The 19,895-nt window shown below is 51.3% G+C and carries 15 protein-coding genes and 1 pseudogene; 7 read left to right on the top strand and 9 right to left on the bottom strand.

What is annotated here, in order from left to right; all coding sequences use genetic code 11:
- Nucleotides 1-44 precede the first annotated feature (44 nt).
- Nucleotides 45-1,424 carry a chromosomal replication initiator protein DnaA gene (gene dnaA, locus H6F86_RS03585; protein ID WP_347240080.1) on the top strand — a complete coding sequence of 460 codons (1,380 nt, stop codon included), beginning with the start codon at nt 45-47 and terminating at the stop codon, nt 1,422-1,424.
- A 106-nt stretch (nt 1,425-1,530) separates the two neighbouring features.
- On the opposite strand, the gene H6F86_RS03580 is transcribed toward dnaA, so the two are convergent.
- Nucleotides 1,531-2,358 (bottom strand): ABC transporter permease, encoded by an 828-nt coding sequence (locus H6F86_RS03580; protein ID WP_190446739.1) that lies wholly within the window; start codon nt 2,356-2,358, stop codon nt 1,531-1,533.
- 239 nt (nt 2,359-2,597) lie between these two features.
- Between H6F86_RS03580 and H6F86_RS03575 the strand changes: the two genes are divergently transcribed.
- On the top strand, nt 2,598-2,843 hold the full coding sequence (locus H6F86_RS03575) for a ChaB family protein (protein ID WP_199322130.1): 246 nt from the start codon (nt 2,598-2,600) through the stop codon (nt 2,841-2,843).
- A 139-nt stretch (nt 2,844-2,982) separates the two neighbouring features.
- Nucleotides 2,983-3,576 carry a DUF3172 domain-containing protein gene (locus tag H6F86_RS03570; protein WP_190446737.1) on the top strand — a complete coding sequence of 198 codons (594 nt, stop codon included), beginning with the start codon at nt 2,983-2,985 and terminating at the stop codon, nt 3,574-3,576.
- A 236-nt stretch (nt 3,577-3,812) separates the two neighbouring features.
- Here the strand turns inward: H6F86_RS03570 and H6F86_RS03565 are convergent, their stop codons facing one another.
- The 4 genes from H6F86_RS03565 to H6F86_RS03550 all read right to left on the bottom strand — a co-directional run bounded on the left by H6F86_RS03565 (nt 3,813) and on the right by H6F86_RS03550 (nt 8,966).
- A complete protein-coding gene (locus H6F86_RS03565) occupies nt 3,813-6,230 on the bottom strand; it encodes an AMIN domain-containing protein (RefSeq protein ID WP_206756001.1) in 2,418 nt (805 codons plus the stop codon).
- A gap of 185 nt (nt 6,231-6,415) precedes the next feature.
- Entirely contained in the window at nt 6,416-7,030 is a 615-nt protein-coding gene (locus H6F86_RS03560; protein ID WP_190446735.1) for a DUF1802 family protein, read from the bottom strand.
- A 56-nt stretch (nt 7,031-7,086) separates the two neighbouring features.
- Nucleotides 7,087-7,440, bottom strand: coding sequence for a hypothetical protein (locus H6F86_RS03555; RefSeq protein WP_190446734.1), 354 nt, complete (start codon nt 7,438-7,440; stop codon nt 7,087-7,089).
- A 569-nt stretch (nt 7,441-8,009) separates the two neighbouring features.
- A complete protein-coding gene (locus H6F86_RS03550; RefSeq protein WP_190446733.1) occupies nt 8,010-8,966 on the bottom strand; it encodes an isopenicillin N synthase family oxygenase in 957 nt (318 codons plus the stop codon).
- Nucleotides 8,967-9,036: 70 nt separating this feature from the next.
- On the opposite strand from H6F86_RS03550, the gene H6F86_RS03545 reads away from it, so the two are divergent.
- Nucleotides 9,037-9,360: a TMEM14 family protein gene (locus H6F86_RS03545; protein WP_242033344.1), complete on the top strand. Its 324-nt coding sequence runs from the start codon at nt 9,037-9,039 to the stop codon at nt 9,358-9,360.
- Nucleotides 9,361-9,479: 119 nt separating this feature from the next.
- Complete coding sequence (locus tag H6F86_RS03540) at nt 9,480-10,235, top strand: VanW family protein (RefSeq protein ID WP_242033343.1); 756 nt, start codon at nt 9,480-9,482, stop codon at nt 10,233-10,235.
- A 43-nt stretch (nt 10,236-10,278) separates the two neighbouring features.
- Here H6F86_RS03540 and H6F86_RS03535 read toward each other — a convergent pair.
- From H6F86_RS03535 to H6F86_RS03520, 4 genes and pseudogenes are all read right to left on the bottom strand, one after another.
- Nucleotides 10,279-10,971, bottom strand: a pseudogene (locus H6F86_RS03535) (Uma2 family endonuclease).
- Nucleotides 10,972-10,977: 6 nt separating this feature from the next.
- On the bottom strand, nt 10,978-11,805 hold the full coding sequence (larE, locus tag H6F86_RS03530; protein WP_190446731.1) for an ATP-dependent sacrificial sulfur transferase LarE: 828 nt from the start codon (nt 11,803-11,805) through the stop codon (nt 10,978-10,980).
- Nucleotides 11,806-12,028: 223 nt separating this feature from the next.
- Nucleotides 12,029-13,066 carry an aldo/keto reductase gene (locus H6F86_RS03525; protein ID WP_190446730.1) on the bottom strand — a complete coding sequence of 346 codons (1,038 nt, stop codon included), beginning with the start codon at nt 13,064-13,066 and terminating at the stop codon, nt 12,029-12,031.
- A 210-nt stretch (nt 13,067-13,276) separates the two neighbouring features.
- Nucleotides 13,277-15,325 (bottom strand): ATP-binding protein, encoded by a 2,049-nt coding sequence (locus H6F86_RS03520; protein WP_190446729.1) that lies wholly within the window; start codon nt 15,323-15,325, stop codon nt 13,277-13,279.
- Nucleotides 15,326-16,141: 816 nt separating this feature from the next.
- On the opposite strand from H6F86_RS03520, the gene H6F86_RS03515 reads away from it, so the two are divergent.
- Nucleotides 16,142-17,470, top strand: a complete 1,329-nt coding sequence (locus H6F86_RS03515; RefSeq protein WP_190446728.1) for an ATP-binding protein — start codon at nt 16,142-16,144, stop codon at nt 17,468-17,470.
- 121 nt (nt 17,471-17,591) lie between these two features.
- Nucleotides 17,592-19,781, top strand: coding sequence for a DEAD/DEAH box helicase (locus H6F86_RS03510; protein ID WP_190446727.1), 2,190 nt, complete (start codon nt 17,592-17,594; stop codon nt 19,779-19,781).
- Nucleotides 19,782-19,895 lie beyond the last annotated feature (114 nt).

Genomic DNA, 19,895 nt, shown 5'->3' with positions numbered 1-19,895 from the left:
TCATGTCGCCATTTACTGGTAAGGGGTAACGATTCGTGGTCGAAATTACGCTTGAAACGCTTTGGATACAGGTGCTGGAACGCTTGCAGCTTCAGCTTAGCCGCCCTACCTTTGAAACCTGGATCAAAACAGCGATCGCGGAACAGTTGGATGACAACTGTCTGGTTATTCGTACACCGAATCCCTTTGCCCGTAACTGGCTTCAAAAGTACTACATCAAAACGATCGCCGAAGTAGTGCAGGAAGTGATGGGGCATCCAATTGACATCCACATCACGATCACGCAGGGCGATGATGCCTCTGAGAACCCAGAGATGTTCTGGCCCCTCCCCTCCCACGAAAACGTTACCGAACCATCTCCGCCGGACTCGGCAGCAGCAAACAACGGTGCGCGCAGCGCTCTCAATTCCAAATATGTCTTTTCGCGACTGGTCGTTGGTGCTAATAACCGCATGGCACATGCAGCGTCCTTAGCAGTAGCAGAATCACCCGGACGCGAATTTAACCCGCTCTTTCTCTGTGGTGGTGTAGGGCTGGGCAAAACTCACCTCATGCAGGCGATCGGGCACTATCGGCTGGAAATCTGCCCCTCGTCGCGCATCGTCTACGTCTCCACCGAGCAATTTACCAATGACTTGATTACTGCCATCCGTAAAGATAGTCGACAGAGCTTTCAGGAGCGTTATCGTGCCGTTGATGTGCTGCTAGTGGATGACATTCAGTTTATTGAAGGCAAAGAATACACACAGGAAGAGTTTTTTCACACCTTCAACACGCTGCACGAGACCGGTAAGCAGGTTGTGCTGGCATCCGATCGTCCACCCAACCAGATTCCCCGCCTTCAGGAGCGACTCTGCTCTCGCTTTTCGATGGGCTTGATTGCCGACATTCAACCCCCCGATCTGGAAACGCGGATGGCGATTCTGCAAAAAAAAGCAGAGTACGAGAATATGCGCCTGCCCCGCGATGTGATTGAGTACATCGCCTCTAGCTACACCAACAACATTCGCGAACTAGAAGGGGCGCTCATTCGAGCCGTTGCGTATATTTCCATCTCTGGGCTGCCTATGACCGTGGAAAATATTACCCCAGTGCTGAATCCGCCTGTAGAGAAGGTAGAAGCCTCGCCAGAAGCGGTGATTTTGGCGATCGCCGAAACCTTTGATGTGTCTGTCGAAGATTTGAAAGGCAGCTCTCGTCGTCGAGAAATTAGCGTTGCTCGTCAGATTGGGATGTATCTGATGCGGCACCACACCGACTTGAGTCTGCCCAAGATTGGTGAGGAGTTCGGCGGTAAAGACCACACCACTGTTATGTATAGCTGCGACAAAATTTCTCAGCTTAAAGAGAGTGATCCCAGCATGGCGCAAACGTTACGGCAACTGGGCGATCGCATCAACCACACCAGCCAAATGCGGAAGTGAAATAGCCATCAGCGACCAGCGATTAGAGTAGGAATCATGCTGACCATCCGTGTTCAGTGCTAGCTCTCAAGCTGAACGCTGATAGCTGACAGTTGACTGCTCCTCCTCAATCTTGCTGGTGGGAAAACTGACGTGCGCCGATCGCCGAGAGCACGATCGCTGAGAACAGCAGCACGGGAACCACATACCAGGGGAATTGAGCAAATGGTAAGTAAGCAGCCGCTCGTAGCCCCAAGCTTGTGTAGGTAAGAGGAAGTAGGTACACAACGGCTTTGAGGGCGATCGGTAGCGTTGTAGGGTCAAAAAACGTGGCACCCAAAAACGACATTGGCACAATCACAAAGTTGTTATAGATGCCGACGCTCTCTAGCGACTTGACATTTAACCCCACAATCACGCCCAGAGCTGAAAAGACCGCGCAGTTTAGCACCAGTACTAGCAAAAACAGGGGATTCAGGAAACTCCAGACCTTGCCCGTACAGACAATGGCAACCAGAATGACCGAGCCTGCGGTTAGCATCCCTCGTACAATGCCTGCCATCATCTTGCCAACGTGCAGCGCCAGCGGATGCACCGGCATCAACAGCATTTCCTCAAAGGTTTTGGTAAAGAGGCGATCGCCGCAAATAGAAAACGTTGTGCCGCCGAAGCTAATCACCATTGATGACAGCGCCACCATTCCTGGCAGAATAAACTGCAAGTAATTATCCCCTGCCGATGGCTTCATGGCAGAATCAAGCGTACTGCCTAGCCCCAACCCAAAGCCCACAATATAGATCAGAGGCGACACCAACCCAGAAGCAATGACCTGCACTAACCGCACGCGCAAGTCGAGCCAATCGCCCCAAAAAACAGTGATGCAGTCGTTCCAAAGCGTCTGTAGCGTTGAGTAGGACGTAGGCTTGCCGAAGGGTACGCGGGTTTGAAGACTCACAAGTTTAACGGATTGATAGCACTCGTCTATTGTGACACCTTGAATGCGTGTCCAAGAATACACGATCGCCCTTATAAAACATAGAACCCTCCAACATAAACGTTTGATCCTGCCACTTTCAAGCAAGTGTCCCTGAGTTTGCGTCGCTGCTGCAAAGGTTTACTGGCTCTGCCCCTAGGAAGAGGAACCTTTACTGCCGTGTTTTTATGCTGGTTTCAGTAATAGATAAGGAGATGGTTATGACTAAAAAAATTGAAGATTTTCCACAAGAGATTCAACAAAACTTAGTGGATGGTGCACAACAGATTTTTGTCACCGCTTTTAACAGTGCTGTCAGTGATGGTTTAAGTGAAGATGCGGCCACTGAGGTTGCCTGGAACTCGCTCAAGCCCAATTACGAGCAAGATGCTGATGGTAAATGGCACTTTAAACAAGCGTCAGACACAGGCATCCACAACAAAGCCATCACTACAGGCGGCAACTAAACTATTTCCTGTATAGGAAAGGTCTAGGAGTGCCGTAGGAAGAACAGCGGTTGGATCTGTGCAGTCTGCTCCCAATTAGCGGCATACTGAGGAAGAAGGACACCTCTTTTTAACGCTTTCCAAACCGGGTCAGACGAGTATGAAACGTAAATCCAGGAACTCCGGCTATGACCGGGATGTTGACCGCGATTACGATCGCGACTACGACGATTTCGATTCCTCAAAGCAGAAACCAGCCAAATCATCGATTGCGGCACTCTTTAACGCCACTGCTCTTGCAGTGCTGGCAGGTGTTTTTATCCTGGGCATTGGGATTGGGCTTGGCTTCAGCTCTGTTTCCAGCTCGGCTTCCGGTAAGATCGTGACTGCCCTTGACTTGAGCCAGCGAGCACCTAGCCCTGAACTCTGTGCTCAGTTCGGTTCCGCTGCCATTACAATGGATACCCGTGTTTTTGTAACACTTGATCCGTTGAATGTTTATGTCTCTCAGCCAAGCACTCAACCAGGTTGTGTTTTGCGTACAAACAACTGGTCAATTTTGGAGCAAAAGGGTTTAGTTAAACCTGATCAGGTGCGGGACTGCAAAAACCGTATGAATACTTTTGGCTTCATTGATGCACTCGAACGAACACCTCGGATTGATTGCATCTACCAGAACGACGCTGCCAAAAACTTCTTCTTGAACAGTCCTGGTTCTGGCGGTGCCGCTATGCCAGAAAATGAGAAGTACTAAACTTAAGGGTAAAGGCTAGCTTTAAAGTGAAAGGGACGGTAGAAGTTGGACTGCTAAAGTCTACTTTTACCGTCCCTTTTTACGTTGCATACTTTGGGAGCCAATAGATTCTAAGCAAGAAGCTACCGTTTTGTAAGGGCAGCTTTTGCCAAAGTTTTTACCTTCAGCCGCTAAACAGATCGCTGAAACTGTCCCTACGGGTTTTTTATAGAAATCGCCTCAAAATGTTGTGCGGCTTAGAGGCTCAGATCTTGCGTCAAACGCACCTGAATCAACTGATCGGGCTGGATCATGGCAGGTTTAGGTGCAGTAATTAATGTAGCTGCCGCACCCGCTGCCGCACCACCGAGTGCGCCCAAGCCAGTTGAACCACTAATGGCACCCAGCACACCGCCCGCTAAAACACCAATGCCAGAATTGCGTGCTAGGTCGGTGCCTGCAACCTGACGGCTACCATTTAACGCTTCAGACTGCGCTATCAGCGGCAGAGTACGACCTGCCAAAGCGATCGCCTGCGTAACAAATTGGCTGCCTGCGGTTGTTGTTTCAAAGCGTCCTGTCACCAGACTGCCTGCGGGTGCTAGAACATTGCCAGAGACGTCGCGCAAATCTGCTTGCAGTACCAGCACTTCTTGCTGCGGGCTGTCGGTACGCAAACTCAGCGCTGACTTGCCGGGATAACGCAGGTTTAAGGGTGTGCCAGCAGGCAGCAAAACATTGGGTGCTGTAGGGCTAAGCGCCTGACGAATCCCTGGCGATTGATTAACCAATGCCAACGGTTGACCGCTAACTCTCGCGGTGCTAGAGGTCACTGGCAGTGGTTGCCCAAATTTGACGATCGGAGTTGGTGCAGGCTTTGTTGGAGCCTGTCTGACGGTACTGGCATCATAAGTCGGCGCGGCGATCGCTGGCATAGCAGGTGCTTGTAAGGGTGCAAGCTCCAGTGGCGGTGCCAGGTTAGCTGAGGGTTGCTGCCTGACTGTGTTGGCATCATACGCAGGACTCACCCCTGGTAGTGGCGTAGTTGGTGCCTGCCTGATAGTATTTGCATCGTACGACGCACCTGCTTCTGGTGGTAAAGGCGTAGATGGGGTTACTGGCTGTTGCTGGGGAGGCGAACTTTGTAGGGGTGGCACACTGACGGCAGATGACGCTGCGCTTAAAGGTGGCGTGTAGGGCGCTGCTTCAATACGTGGTCTACCATTGGAAGAGCCTAGAGCAGGCGTGCCAACTTGAATAGGCGGAGGTACGCTGATGCTTGGTTGGTTTGGAGCAATAGCTGGCATGGCAGATACCATCTCCGGAGCGGTTGTAGTTGGAGAGGGTGGCGCGATCGAATTAGAAGGCGGCGCTGGTCTAACACTCTGATTAGTCGGGATTCGATCACTCTGCCTACGATCCAGTGGCGGAACGCTCACACTAGGAACGGCTGTTAAGGGTCGTGCTGCTAGGGATAGGGGTATATTAGCTGCTGTGTCTGACGTAGCAGTTGGGGCTGGTTTTGCAGTTGTCAGAGGACGAGCGGTGTTAGCAGGCTGAATGCGCGATGCCATACTGGTGGTCGATCGTGGTGTTGGGGCAGCAGGCTTTGTAGGGACATTCGCTACTGGTTTTGGTGTAGCTGGCGATGTGGCTGCTAAAGGTGAACTTGGTGATGCGACTGTTTGAGGCGTGGCTGTTGTTGGTGCCACAGTTGTTGAAGGATCGGCAACAGGCGATGGCACTGCGATCGCCACACCACTGCTAGTATCAACGCCCACATTAGAGTCAAGAGGGTTCAGCGAAGCAGGTGTTCTTTTTGCTGCGTTTTGAGTCGGTGCAGCGGGTAACGCAGGAGCTAGAGCGATGGGAGCCGCTGGTGCAGCACTCATTAAGCCAGCAGGTCTGCTGTCGTTAGCATCACTCTTAGCGTCTGCTGCCGCATTGCCATCCGCTGCCGCATTAGTTGTTGCGGATTGATTGGCGGTTTCTAAGGGTGGCGGCGAAGGAAGATTACTCCCGAGCGCGGCTGGCTGTTGGCGGATTGGTTCATTGCCAATCGGCACAGAAGCAGACGGTGCTACAGTCGTTGGCTTCGTAGGCACAATCGGCGCAACGGGTTGCAGAGGCTTCACAGCAGACGGGTTAACCGCTGTTGCTACATTGGCAGAAAGCGATTTACTGACGAGAGGACGCACCACCCAGCGCGAGTTGCCTGCCTGCGTCGTGCGATCGCCAACTTTTTGCAGCTCTACCTGCCCCGGTGCTAACGAAACCCCTGGCGAGATTTCCATCACAATGCGGGTTAGCCCTGGCTCAAACTGAGAGACCCGAATCTGGCGTACTGGACCTGCATAGGTTTTTTGAGCACTCACGTTGCCGATCGCAGTGTCAGGCAGGTCAACCACAATACGGGCGGGCTGAGCCATCAGGAAGTAACGGGGCGTTGTGCCATCTTTGACCGTGATTTCAAGCTGATTGACGGTTGGGTCAAAGCTCCAGTTTGTGAGCGACGCTGCCTGCACTGAGCAAAGAACCGCGTCTCCTACGATCGTACTTAAAGCAACAATAGTCCCCAAAAGTAACCGTGGCATACCCAACGGCGGCGCGGCAGGTTGCCTTACTTGTAGCTGAGATTCCGAAGGCTGAAATTCCGGCTTAATCTGACTTTGCATCACTTTAGTGCTGAACGCATCTAACAAATTTGGCTGATAGGCTTGGCTCGAAGCTGAAGCTGAATCTAGGCAAGCAGGCATACACGACTGACTGTATACCTATTTAGGGATGACACCCATTACTGCATCTCATGATGCCACCAGATATAGGGTTTGCATATTTTAAGCGTTAAATTTTATTACAACTAACCCTGCTGTACAAGCGCTAGCACATGGGCACATTGATCGCGGTAGTCCGCTGTCTCTAACACAGGCGTGCTGTCAGCCAACGCACTAGCAAAACCGTCTGTCTGTGCGATCGCCTCACTCAAGTCAAGCCAAGACTTGCAACCACCATAGACAGGGTTGTAAGGAATAATCTGCGGCTGACCTAGCCGATAGACTCGTAGCAGCAGTACCTCGATCGGCTGGCTAGGCTTCCACTTGAGCCGTTCTGACGCAAAGGCTTCGTTCCAGATGTGGAAGGGGAGCAAGGCTGCTAATGGAGCCGCTTCGCTGACTTGAATACTATCAGTAATCGTTGCCCAAGAGCCAAGCCGAACCGTTTCAGGATGCCAACCTGATGCAACAGGAACGATAGCATTCGCGTACTGCGCCTTCACTAGGTGCGGTTGCTGATGCTCATAGGTGGGGTACAGCAAGATGTGTTGATGCGCGATCGTAAACTGCCCTTTCGCCTCACGCAGCCCGCCCTTACGTAACAGGACAATCGTCTCGCCCTGCTCCAGTGCCGCCACTGCTACCTGCCACTCCTTCAGCCCATACGTCACTGTTGGCAGGCTTTGCTTTGCGATCGTCATGCCACCCTCCTTCATCGCCCGCTCAATTTCCTACTCCGTACCCCTTAAGTTCAGTCCTATTTCACAAAAATCTTGGCAAGAAATTCTCCTGCCACCATCACAAATGGAAAAACAATCCCTGCCATCCCAATCGAACCGCCAAACTGCCCCAACAGGCTGAGCAGAGTTTTGCTGCTGCTAGCAGCACGTTCATTCATCACCGCTACAAAGCGGGAACTGCCACCCAGCAAAAACGCACCACCGATCCCTAGCGGAATGCTGAGACCAAACCAATACTTCAGTCGATCGCCCGGTTGAATGGCTCCAATCCCTGGCAAGATCAAAAAACTAAACACCTCAATTACGATCCAGAGGACGAAGCCCCTCATAAAGTCTTTCCGCCACAGGTCGTCAAAAGAAAAGTTGCTCATAAGTGACCCAAGGTTGATGCAAGCATAGAAGCAAGATACTTCAGAAATCGCTTTCTACACAAACTGAGCGCCTTTATGTGGATTACATAGAAGAGTGTACAGCGTTCTACAAGTGTAGGATTTTTGTCATACAGTACCAGCATCCCCTGCTGTCACTACTACTGCCTTGAGACGAAAAGTAGCGATCGCTGAGTACAATCTTCAGCTTTTCTCAATGCTTTTGTGATTGAGCGTTGAGCCAGGTTGACTAGGATAAAGCTAAAGTCACGATCGCAGCCACAAAAGCACTAGCCCTCAGTGGCTGCGATCGCCACGTTGTACCAACTACTAAAGAAAAACAATGACTACTCATGATCTTCTGATGCTAGTGCTGATGCTGAGTCCCGGCATTCTTCTCTCCGTTGCTGTCATGGGAATGTTTGCTGCTGGAGGCTGAGGAGGAGAGGAACGAGGGATAAAGGTTAAAGGATGCAGGCTGAAAGTTCTGAGTTTTCTGTCCGTCTTCTGCTCCACTGCTTCCCCTATTCCTTCTATCTCCCTCCGCCTTCTGACCACTGGCTTCCCTTTCTTTACCCCGCCAAACCAATTTCTCGTAACCGCTGCTGTAAATATGCTCCGGCAGTGATGCTTGGAAATAGTTGTGCTCCGTTAGCAATACAACTGGAAAGTGGCGTCAGGTCAACGTCGGGGCGTGGATGCGCGAAAAACGGCATAGAGAAGCGCCGTCGTCGATCGTCCACTGGATTGACGACACGATGAGTCGTGCTTTTGAGCCGTCCGTTGGTAATCTGCTGGAGCATATCGCCGCTATCGACAATGATCTGTCCTGGTAGTGCCCGAATTGATCGCCAGGTGCCATCGCGCTGCAATAACTCCAGCCCGTCGTCGGTTGCTTCGCACAAGAGCGTCAGTAAATTAATATCTTCATGCGCTGCTGCACGCAGGCTTGCTGGATGAGCATCTGGGGCGATCGGGGGATAGTGAATTACGCGGAGAATGGTATCACTGTCTCGCATCATGTCACTCAACAGAGACTCTGGCTCTCCTAGATATAGGGCGCAAGCTTTCAGTAACGCCATTGCACACGCCTCTAGTTGGGCATAAAGCTGATTCATCACAGTGGCAAACTGCGGTACTTCCAGCGGCGAAAGATTAGCTGGATAACGAGCCGCTAAGGGATGGTCGGGTGGTAGCGATCGACCAACGTGCCAAAACTCTTTGAGATCAGGAACAGGATGATCTTTAGCGTGTTCGCGTCCAAAGGCTGTAAAGCCACGCTGCCCCTGCAAGGCTGGCTCTTCATAGCAACGTTTTGCAGACTCCGGCAACGTAAAAAATGCTTGAGCGGCTTCGTAAGCGGACTGGATGAGCGTTGAGTCAACCCCATGATGGGTTACAGCAAAAAAGCCGATGTCTTCCAGGGCACTGCCCAGTTGGTGGATAAAGGCTTGGCGACGATCGTTTTTCTGAGCGTCTGCGTAAAAGTCGCGTAAATCCAGGACGGGAATAGTCTGTGTAAGAAGCATTATAACGACGAGAAGCGAACAACCAGAATAGGGTGTAGGGTGTGAAATGTCGCAAGAAGGAGACACACCTTTGGCATCTATTATTTGGCTTATTTTAGTCTACGCACTGCTGGTGGCGATCGGTGGCATGCTCGGTTACGTCAAAGCAAAGAGTAAGCAATCGTTGCTTTCAGGTTTAGGTAGCGGGGTTGCACTGGTAATCGCCTGGTACATCAGTCTCCAAAATCCTACAGTTGGTTTGGCGCTGGCAGCCGTCATTGCACTTGCGTTGCTGGTCGTCTTTGCCCTCCGCTTTCGTGCCACTGGTAAGTTTATGCCTGCAGGCTTACTGGCAATTTTGAGTTTGGTTATGACGGTTTTGTTTGTCACTGCCTTTTTCCTACCACAAGCCTGAACGGCTACTGCAAGCCCTCTGGCACAACACCCGTTTGTTAAGACGAATGGGCGATCGGGTTGCGAAATGAGTCGCGAAAACGTTGTATAGAGGAAAAAGCGCTCTTAGAAAGCCGTTCTATGATGAAGCAGTTGATTCCAGCCCGTTGGCGAGTGCAGTATAAGGTGATCCAGCGATCAACCGCTGATGTCTTCACCGGGCAGCGTTCAAGATTAGTGCCCTTCAGCCCGATGGATGGCAGCCAGTTACAGCAATTCACGCCACAGGTGACGATCGCCCAACCTATTCCTGCCACGACCCTTTCCGAAAATAAAAAGCATAATTTGGCGTTGGCAATACAGCGTCTTCAAAACGTCGTCGTGCAGCCTGGAGCTATCTTTTCCTTCTGGCATTTGGTCGGGGAACCGAACCGCGCTAAAGGCTATCTCGAAGGACGGACGATTATTCAAAATCAGCTCAAAGCAGACGTGGGTGGTGGGCTTTGCCAGCTTTCTGGTCTACTGTACGTTTTAAGCTTAAAAGCTGGACTCAAAGTGCTGGAGCGCCACCCCCATTCACAAGATATCTATACTGATGCCACTCGGTTCGCGCCGCTAGGCTCTGATGCCACCGTTGTCTATGGCTACAAAGATTTTCGGTTTAAGCAGACGCTTGCCATGCCAATCTGCCTTCGCTTTGAATTGAGCGATCGAGCAATCCGCGCCATGCTCTGTGCGCCTCTGCCAATTCTAGAGTATGCGATCGACTTTCAGCGGGAGAATGTGGATGGTGGCATTAGGGTAAATGCCGTGCGCTTACTCAATAGCGAGACGAACGTTGAAGTGCTGCACTCTACAGTGTATCAAACGAAGCAAGCCGAACTCGCAGAAGCCTGAATGCTGCAACACTTGGGTCAGCATCATGCACTACAACGAACGGTTACAGTTCCTCTGGATTGATGCCCAATTCTTTCAGCTTGGCAGATAGCTTATCCGATCGTTGCCGTTCCTGTTCTAGCTGCTGTTGAGCCTGCTGGTTCTGTTCTATCAGTTCTAGATAGGTCGCAAATTTCTTCCCATCAGGGCGATAAATTTCTAGTTCGCCATCTACCAGTTCAAAGCGGACGTTCAAACGGGGACTGATCCAGCTGATCGGGTTTTCGATCACTTCGAGGAAATCGCCAGCACGCAGCCAACCGCTGAAATCACCTTTATCTGAATCGTAGAGGTAATATTCCTCAACGCCATAGCGTTCGTAAAAGCGGAACTTCTTTGCCATTTCTACGAGCGTATTTCCAGGGGAAAGAATTTCAAACGCGACTTGGGGCGGTATGTTTCCTTCTTTCTATTGTTGGTAAGAACCACGTTCGCAAAGCGTCGTCTCTGGCGATTCGCCTTTCAGATGACCAAAAATCACCATCGTATCGGGAGCCGCTTTGATCGTCTTGCTTCCCTCTACGGGATACCAGAGTAAGTCGCCTGCTACGAAGACGTTAGGATCATGCTTGAACAGAGCTTCACAGCCCAGCTTAATGTAAACAATCCAGTTAAACTGCTTCGTCTTGTCAGCCATTGGTTGCCCATCGCTGTCGGGATAGCTGCTGTCTTGGTTGAGTGTAGGCGATCGTGTCATGGCAGCTTATCCGTGCGTGTTGGCAACAGCAAATGGAAGCACCTGATTTAACTTACCACTCCGAAAACCCTCCAGGTCGAGGGTGACATAGAGGAAGCCAAAGGATTGAAAGGTCGTGACCAGTGTGGGCAAATCTGTAGTCAGGACAAACTCTTTAAGCTGCTCGGCAGGAAGCTCAATCCGAGCGGTATCGCCTTCAGATCGTACTCGGAAGGTGCTCAACCCCATTCGTCGCAATGAGGCTTCGGCTCGACCCACACGCTGTAGTTTGGCGATCGTAATTTCCTCGCCATAAGGAAAGCGCGAACTGAGGCACGGTTGGGCAGGCTTATCCCAGCAGGCAAGCCCCAGATGTTTGGCAAGGGCACGCACGTCTGCTTTGGTAATGCCCAGTTCCGCTAGGGGCGATCGGGCACCCCTTTCCTTGGCTGCCTGAATGCCGGGTCGATAGTCAGTGAGGTCATCGGCATTAACACCATCCACCACATAGGGATAGCCGCGCTCCAGTGCCAGCGGTTTTAGCGTGTCGTGCAGTTCACTCTTGCAGAAATAGCAGCGATTGACCGGATTCGCCGTGTAGTTAGGATTATCCATTTCGTGGGTTTGCACCAGTTCATGGGCAATGCCAATCTCGGCAGCCTGCACACGGGCATCTTCGAGATCTTCTGGCAAGAGAGACGGTGAAACAGCGGTAATGGCAAGGGCACGATCGCCCAGCACATCGTAAGCCACTTTGGCGACCAGGGTACTGTCAATGCCGCCAGAGTAAGCAATTAGCGCCCGTTCCATTTCTGCAAACAGGCGCTTGAGTGGTTCAAGTTTGTCGATCGACATTGCTAAAATTCCTTCGCTACAGCAGCAGGGAGCACCCCATTACTACCTTAACGTCTGTAAACAACGATCGTTTTAGTCTAATACCAGTTCAAATGCTGCGACAGAAAAAGGAAATTGAGCAACCGGCAACCGTCTGAGCATTTAGCAAAACCGTGCTGCTCTCTACTGCTGACACTGATGCCTTTCGTTGGCTAGTCGTTTGGTTAAAGCCAGCGATCGATCGTCAGCCTAACCACTCCGGATTTTGGGCCGTGCCGTCAAACTGACTACTGGTTTTGAATTTTTCGTATTCTCCCTTAGCGGCTGCCTGGGCTGTACGCTGACGCAATGCAGCTACTTGTTCCTGGCTTAACGGCTTAAATGTCCGCGCAGCTTCCAATGCCTGAGCGAGAATGTCCATTTTTTCAAAGCCTGTAATGACCGTTGAAACGGGTAGATTCATGGCGTAATGCAGACACTCGATCGGCGTTACCGTCTTACTCTGAAGAATACTGTTAGCGCCGAGCGCTTTCATCCCCAAAACACCAATGCCATCCTTGAGCAAAACGGGCAAAACCTGCTTCTCAAAGCTGCGGAAGTGAGCGTCCATCACGTTAAGCGGCATTTGCACAGCATCAAAGCGGAAGTTGTTCTGAGCGGCAATTTCAAGCATTCGCAGATGGACAACCGGGTCTTTGTGACCTGTAAAACCGATATAACGAATCTTGCCTGCTTTTTGTGCCTCTAGCATTGCTTCTTGAGCACCACCCACTGCAAAAATGCGATCGGGGTCTTCCATCCGAATAATTTCGTGATGCTGCATCAAATCAATGCGATCGGTTTGCAGTCGTTTGAGCGACTCATCAATTTGCTGGGCAGCCGCCTTCTTCGTCCGACCGTCAATTTTGCTCATCAAAAAGACTTTTTCGCGGTAACCATTCTGAAGTGCTTTACCCATACGGATTTCGCTGCCACCGTTGTGATAATCCCAGCAGTTATCCATGAAGTTAATACCGCGATCGATCGCACTCTGAATGAGCTTGATGCCCTCCTGCTCCTCTTTGGGTCTACCAATGTGATGACCACCCAAACCAATTAACGAGACTTTTTCGTTGGTGCGACCAAGGGTGCGATACAGCATTTCGCCCTGTTTCGTTGAACTGGGAGTAGCAGTCGTTTGAGCCAAAAGTGGCTTTAACAAACCCCCAGCTACTACCACACCTGCGGCAGCGACGCTCGAAGTCGAAACAGCCTTCAGCAAATCGCGTCGATTGATTTCCACGAAACTCTCCTGGTTGTAGGGATGGTTAAATCTATTCCCTTCAAAGTGGCAGAGTGGCAGTTGCCCAGCATCTAACGATCGACAGAAATCACGATTGGCAAAAAATGAGCGCGATCGTGCCCTTTAGCCAAAGGCTTCCTGATTAATACAGCTTCGGCTGAGACCCATAAAAGGTGAATGCCTGCTCGTCCCACATCAATTCACAACGAATCAATCTCTAGCCAATTTGACGTGCTGGGTTAGGAGTTGCGCTAAGGCTTTCAAATCAATCGGCTTAGAAATGTAGGCAGTGGAGCCAGCTTCTAGACAAAGGTCACGATCGCCGGTCATCGCCATAGCGGTTTGAGCAATAACGGGAATCGATCGATAGCGAGCGTCGCGCTTGAGTTCTTGCGTCAGAGCTAACCCGTCTTCATGGGGCAAGTTGACATCCATCAAAATCAATGCTGGCAGCGCACGCAATAAGGCTTGTCGCATCTCGTAGCCGTCCTTGACCCATGTCACCTCATAGCCCAAACGGCTGAGGTAGGTCAACACTAATTTGGCATTGTAGTAGTTGTCTTCGACGAGCAGAAGATGATTCGATCGGGACGGTGTTTTAGTTGTTTTAGAGCTGATCTGAGAAGTATTGCTCTGGGAAGTGTTGCCAGCCTGTAGTCGCTCTACCGCCTTCGAGCCTTTACCTGTCACTGCTGCTGGTACTGCAAGATGAATTTCTGAGCTTGACTGGGCGATCGCTCGCTCCACTGCCTTCTCTTCATCGCGTTTATCTTCACCGGACTTATCTTCATCGCGTTTATCTTCATCGCGTTTATCTTCACCGGACTTATCTTCACCGGACTTATCTTCACCGGATGCCAGCATGGGAGGCACCAGTGGCAAGACGATCGTAAAGCGTGAACCAAACCCCAAAGTCGAACTGACTTCAACCGAACCACCGTGGAGTTCCGCTAGTTTTTGAGTCAGCGCCAGCCCCAAACCCGTACCCTCATCACGATTAGCCTCAGCGTTAACGAGCTGAGAGTAAGGGCGAAACAATAGTTGCTGCTGGTCTTCTGAAATGCCTGTGCCAGTATCCCAAACAGTGAAGCAAAGACCGCTATCGATCGCGCTGACTTGCAGCCCCACACTGCCTTTAGAGGTAAACTTAAGCGCGTTTGACAACAGATTGAACAACATTTGCTTCAGCCGCAGCGCGTCGACGACGAGGGTATCAACTTGTGGTGCAATCTCTAGTTTCAGCGTTAGCCCCTTATCGCTTGCTTTCTCCCGCACTAATGTGATCGCCGTTTCACAAACCGCTTTCACGGCAGTGGATTCGCAAAATAGATCGAGCTGATTCGCTTCAATTTTTGAGAGATCCAAAATGTCGTTAATCAGCGCCAGTAAATGCTGACCACTGCTCAAAATAATATTGAGATACTCTTGATGCCGCTTGCTACTGGCGTTAAAGCCCTGTTCGCGCATGAGATGAGTAAAACCCAGAATCGAGCTAAGCGGGGTACGAATCTCATGGCTAGTGTTTGCCAAAAAATCGCTTTTGAGCTGGCTGGTTTGGTTCAGCTCTCGGTTGCGAGCGACTAATTCTTGCTGCTGCTGCCGCTGAGTCTGGATTAGCTCGACCTGGAGCAGGGCAGAACAGAAGCGATCGCAGCTTTGTTCAAGCAGCCAGGGTCTCAACTGCACCAGATGGGACTCTGCTTCACTAAGGCGCTCGTGAGGAGCCGTAGCAACCGGAGCTAAGAGCAGCCAGCCCACGGCAACCTGACCGTGGCGAACCTGCCAACTGCTAGCAGAAGACTGTGCTTGCCAGTGCTGAAGGTCGCGATCGCTCAGGGTTTGACCAACGGCAATTGGCAGTGGGGCAGTTGTATGAGAGTCACCAGAGGCGATCGCCCACACGGTAAATGTTGCCGCTGGTGGTTCGCTGGGTGCCGGTCGATCGCTCAAAACTTCTGTAGGCTGCAACGTAAGGGCACACCATTCTCCCAGTGCTGCACTCAGCTCATTCACCAAAATCTGTGCTAAATGCACTCTAGTAGAGTCGATCATCTCTAGAGAGGAAGTAACAGCAGCAAGGAAGGCTGAAACGCAGGCATTTAGTTTCAGCCCTAATTGGTTCAAGCATCGTTCAGCTTGCAGTTCTACCGCTAGCTGCTGCCCTGTCCTCGCTGCTTCTGGTGTTGTGGGAGCCACCGTTATTGGAGGAGATGGTGCGCCCTTACCATCCTGTTCCGGCACATCTGAAGGCTGAAGCATAGCTCTCCTAACAATTAGCCGACGAGCAGTCGGCAAGCAAGACTCTCAAGGTAAGGCAATGAAATCGAAGAGGGCAAAGAAAGTGAAGCTTCTGCGATCCCGGTGCTACAAGCAGCCAATCTCTTAGATGCCCAATGTTCTACATAGCTTGAGCAGGTACACCTAATGCAGTGGGCGATCGATTCGCCTGACGGCATTAGGACTGCTGATCGAATCTTAGGAAATACGCGCTGTAACAAGATGGCTGGCGGCACAGAAAGGGACGGACTGCAAAAAAGCGTTCTTAAACGATAAGACGGGTTAGCAGACGATAGAACGTAGGGGCGTAACGCTAAAACACGCAACTGCATTGACCCAAGACCTCATCACTGCTCAAGAGATTTCTAGCAAGCAAAATACCCGTAGGGGCAGGTTTGATACCAACGTGATCGGCTATTCGCAAAGCTTCTGGCAGAACCTGCCCCCTAAAAGCGGTACATTCTTTCTCAGGAATCTCCTTAACGTAAAAGTAGACATCCCATAAAGCTGGTCTGCCTTCAATGCCTCTAGGCTATTGCAACAAGTAGGACAGCAATTGCTTGCAAAGCTACCAATTCACTACAGGTTAACAAACCGTCGCTAACATTAGACACAAAACTCCGTGAAATTACTGTGTAGCTCCCAGTTCGGTACAGCTTCTACGCCCCTGTAGGATGGCATCAAGCTGATGAATCGCTTAGACAGACGCAGCGTATCGCCATTCAAGTCTTACTATGGTGAATAATGCGATCGCCCTGGTACACATGAACCGGGTACGAATGAACTAAATAAACGCCCATGTCACCCCCCAAACTTTCCAAACGAGTCTCGACTGCGCTGATTAATGCCCTCAGTGCTGGTGTTGTGCCACGGGTTGGGCTAGAACACATCGCTGTGGGGCGCGAGCGGGAGATACAGGCACTTTTGCAAGACCTTGACAACATTGCAGGGGGTGGAGCAGCCTTTCGTTTTGTGGTAGGGCGCTATGGTGCAGGCAAGAGCTTCACTCTCCAGTTGCTTCGCAATCACGCGATGGAGCAAGGCTTTGTCGTTGCCGATGCGGACCTTACTCCAGAACGTCGTTTAGCAGGCAGCAATGGTGCCAGTCTTGCTACGTACCGTGAGCTGATGCACAACCTGGCGACGAAAAGTAGACCCGATGGTGGCGCACTGACGATTATTCTAGAGCGTTGGATTGCCGGTATACAGACCCAGGTAGCTCAAGAAACGGGCAAAAAACCAAATGATGATGGGTTTGACGGGCAGGTCGAAGCAAAAATTCGCGAAGTGGTCAAAGATGTCGCTGATTTAGTGAATGGCTTTGAATTCGCCAACGTCATTATTGCCTACTGGTCGGGCTATCGCACGGATGATGACAGCAAGAAAACAGCGGCACTCCGTTGGTTGCGGGGCGAGTTTGCAACCAAAACGGAAGCACGGGCGGCTTTAGGCGTACGGGTGATTATTGATGACGAAACCTGGTACGACTACATCAAGCTAGTGGCTCGCTTTGTGTCAGATTTGGGCTACAAAGGCTTGCTCATCTTTCTAGATGAGGCCATTCATTTGTACAAAATCAACACAACGATCGCCCGCCAGAATAACTACGACAAGCTGCTGGCAATGTTTAACGATGCCATGCAGGGGCGAGTTGGTCATCTGGGCACAGTGATCGGCGGCACACCGCAATTGCTGGAAGATCCACGTCGAGGGCTGTACAGCGATCCAGCTTGGCAGCGTCGTACTGCCAAAAGTCGTTTTGTCAAAGCGGGCGTTGAGGATGTGTCTGGTCCTGCTATTTGGCTAGAACCGCTCACGCAAGAAGATATTTTACAACTACTGCAACGCCTGACGGAAATTTATGCGGCTCATCATACCAGCCAGCCGCAGCTTACCCAACGAGAGCTTCAGGATTTTCTAGGAGCCGTCACTAACCGCGTGGGTGCAGAGACTCTCCTGACACCAGGCGAAGTCGTGCGCGATTTCATTGGGGTGTTAAACATTTTGCAGCAAAACCCGCAAATGACACTCAGTCAGATTGTACACAGTGCCAGTTTTCAGCCATCGAAAGCGCATAAAGATGCGTCGATCGACGAAACCAGTGAGTTTGCTGAATTTACAGTTTAAAGCGTGCAAACTCAAGACGCTTTGCGCGTAAAGAGGCTCGGGCTTAGTCATAACCAGGCTTAGTCATAAGACTCTGAGCTTAGAATGAGCTTTTTAAACCAGAGCCTTTCTTGTAATTGCTATGTCTTCCTCCTATGACCGTCTTGCGCCCTTTATTCAAGCCTATATTTACAATCAGGGCTGGGCAGATCTGCGCCCCGTGCAGCTTGAGGCGTGTCGCGTCATCTTTGAAACTGACGCGCACCTGTTGATTGCAGCCGGTACCGCTTCTGGCAAGACCGAAGCCGCCTTTTTGCCTGTGCTGACGCTGTTGCATAATGACCCACCGACCAGTATTGGTGCCATTTACATTGGACCGATCAAAGCGCTGATTAACGATCAGTTCGATCGCCTCTCCGATCTCTTGAAGCAAGCGGATATTCCGGTTTCGGCATGGCATGGTGATATTGCCCAAAGCCGGAAAAAGCAAGTGCTTAGGCAGCCTAGAGGCATTCTTCAAATTACGCCCGAATCATTAGAAAGCTTGTTAATCAACAAGAGTACCGAACTCGATCGGCTGTTTGGTGACTTGCGCTTTATCATTATTGACGAAATTCATGCGTTTATCGGCTCCGATCGCGGAGCGCAAATTCTTTGCCAGTTGTCTCGTCTGGCTCAGATTACGCAAAACCAGCCACGACGGATTGGGCTATCTGCCACGTTAGGCGATTACGGTATGGCAGAAGACTGGTTGCGAGCAGGCACCGATCGTCTTGTCACCACACCCCATCTGCCAGCAGTGCCACGTAAAATTCAACTGGCGCTAGAGCACTTCCACACAGCCAGCCTTGTTGTGCGAGCACGCGGTGATACACGAGATGAAGCTTTTAGCCCGTATCAGCGTCACCTTTTTGAGCAAAGCCAGGGTCGCAAATGCCTGATCTTTGCTAACGGACGGTCTGAAACCGAAAACGTCATCGCCTCACTGCGACAAATTGCCCAGGCAAAAGGATCTCCCGACATCTATCACGTTCATCACGGCAGCATTGCGGCACCGCTACGGGAAGCAGCAGAAAACGCCATGCGCGATGTGACTAGTCCTACCGTGACAGCGGCAACCGTCACCTTTGAGATGGGGATTGATTTGGGGCAACTCGATCGCGTGATTCAACTTGAAGCACCACCCTCGGTTGCCAGTTTTCTACAACGATTGGGGCGCTCAGGTCGGCGGGGTAGCCCTGCCGATATGCGGTTTGTTTGCGCTGAAGACAAGCTGACGGGTGGTGAATCACTCCCCGAACTCATTCCCTGGCAGTTGCTTCAGTGCATCGCAGTCATTCAGCTTTACTTAGAAGAGAAGTGGATTGAGCCGATCGCCCCACTGCACTATCCCTTTAGCCTTCTGTATCAGCAAACGATGAGCACGCTAGTCGCGTTAGGTGAACTCTCTCCCGCAGCCCTGGCACAGCGCGTCCTTACTTTGCCGCCCTTTCGTGCCATCACTCAGGATGATTTTCGCCAGGTGCTACGCCATCTGATCGAGCTTGACCACATCCAGCGCACTAAGGAAAACGGATTGATCATCGGGCTAACCGCCGAACGGATTGTGAAAAGCTTCAAGTTTTACGCCATCTTCCCCGACACGGAAGATTACGCCGTGTGGAGTGACGGCATTGAACTGGGCACTGTTGTTGTGCCGCCCGCCGTTGGCGATCGCCTCTCCCTTGCTGGACGCACCTGGGAAGTGACTGAAGTAAACAGCAGCCGTAAAGTGCTTCAGGTGAAGCCTGCGATCGACATTTCTACCGTTTCCTGGCGCGGCAGCAGTGGCAACATCCATACCCGTGTGCTGCAACGAATGCGACAGGCGTTACTAGAAGAGACTGAATACCTCTATCTTCAGCCCGGTGCCAAAGCGCGGTTAGCCGCAGCACGCAAACTCGCTCAGAAAGAAGGACTAGAGAGTAGTTACCTCTTTCCTCTGGAAGGGAATGCCTGCTGCATTTTGCCCTGGGCTGGCACGATCGCAGTTCGCACCCTAGAACGTTTTTTGCGTCTCCATTGCCGCGATGCACTCAAGATCAAAGGTGTAGTGGGACGATCGCCCTATTTTCTGGTCGTCAATATGGGCAAATGCAGCACCGTTAGCCTGTATCACGAACTTAAATCTCTGAACGATCGTCGGCTCAGCGCGATCGAGCTACTAGGCGAAGAAGAGGCACCCAAACTGCAAAAATATGACGAATTCATACCGACCGATCTCCTGCGTCGAGCGTTTGCAAGCGACCAACTAGATGTCACAGCCCTAGGAAGCCTTATCAACGATTGGTAGCCAGCATTGCAGCACAACTGGAACTGCGTGATCGAATTCCCAAGGCTGTCTGGTGCTTGTGCACCAACTGAGACAATTGCCTCTAGTCCAGAGAGTCTGCAAAACCGCTTAGAG

This window comes from Phormidium sp. FACHB-592, assembly GCF_014695795.1.
Classification (GTDB): Bacteria; Cyanobacteriota; Cyanobacteriia; order Leptolyngbyales; family Leptolyngbyaceae; genus Stenomitos.
Note: the sequence above shows the minus strand (reverse complement) of the source record. Positions and strands in the feature narration are given on the sequence as shown.

Bases quoted from the DNA above. Each gene is read 5' to 3' on its own strand.
- H6F86_RS03550 (WP_190446733.1), bottom strand. From the start codon at position 8,966: ATGCTTCTTACACAGACTATTCCCGTCCTGGATTTACGCGACTTTTAC.
- H6F86_RS03560 (WP_190446735.1), bottom strand. From the start codon at position 7,030: ATGACGATCGCAAAGCAAAGCCTGCCAACAGTGACGTATGGGCTGAAG.
- H6F86_RS03515 (WP_190446728.1), top strand. From the start codon at position 16,142: ATGTCACCCCCCAAACTTTCCAAACGAGTCTCGACTGCGCTGATTAAT.
- H6F86_RS03565 (WP_206756001.1), bottom strand. From the start codon at position 6,230: ATGCAAAGTCAGATTAAGCCGGAATTTCAGCCTTCGGAATCTCAGCTA.
- H6F86_RS03555 (WP_190446734.1), bottom strand. From the start codon at position 7,440: ATGAGCAACTTTTCTTTTGACGACCTGTGGCGGAAAGACTTTATGAGG.
- H6F86_RS03520 (WP_190446729.1), bottom strand. From the start codon at position 15,325: ATGCTTCAGCCTTCAGATGTGCCGGAACAGGATGGTAAGGGCGCACCA.
- H6F86_RS03575 (WP_199322130.1), top strand. From the start codon at position 2,598: ATGACTAAAAAAATTGAAGATTTTCCACAAGAGATTCAACAAAACTTA.
- larE (WP_190446731.1), bottom strand. From the start codon at position 11,805: ATGTCGATCGACAAACTTGAACCACTCAAGCGCCTGTTTGCAGAAATG.
- H6F86_RS03570 (WP_190446737.1), top strand. From the start codon at position 2,983: ATGAAACGTAAATCCAGGAACTCCGGCTATGACCGGGATGTTGACCGC.
- H6F86_RS03540 (WP_242033343.1), top strand. From the start codon at position 9,480: ATGATGAAGCAGTTGATTCCAGCCCGTTGGCGAGTGCAGTATAAGGTG.
- H6F86_RS03510 (WP_190446727.1), top strand. From the start codon at position 17,592: ATGTCTTCCTCCTATGACCGTCTTGCGCCCTTTATTCAAGCCTATATT.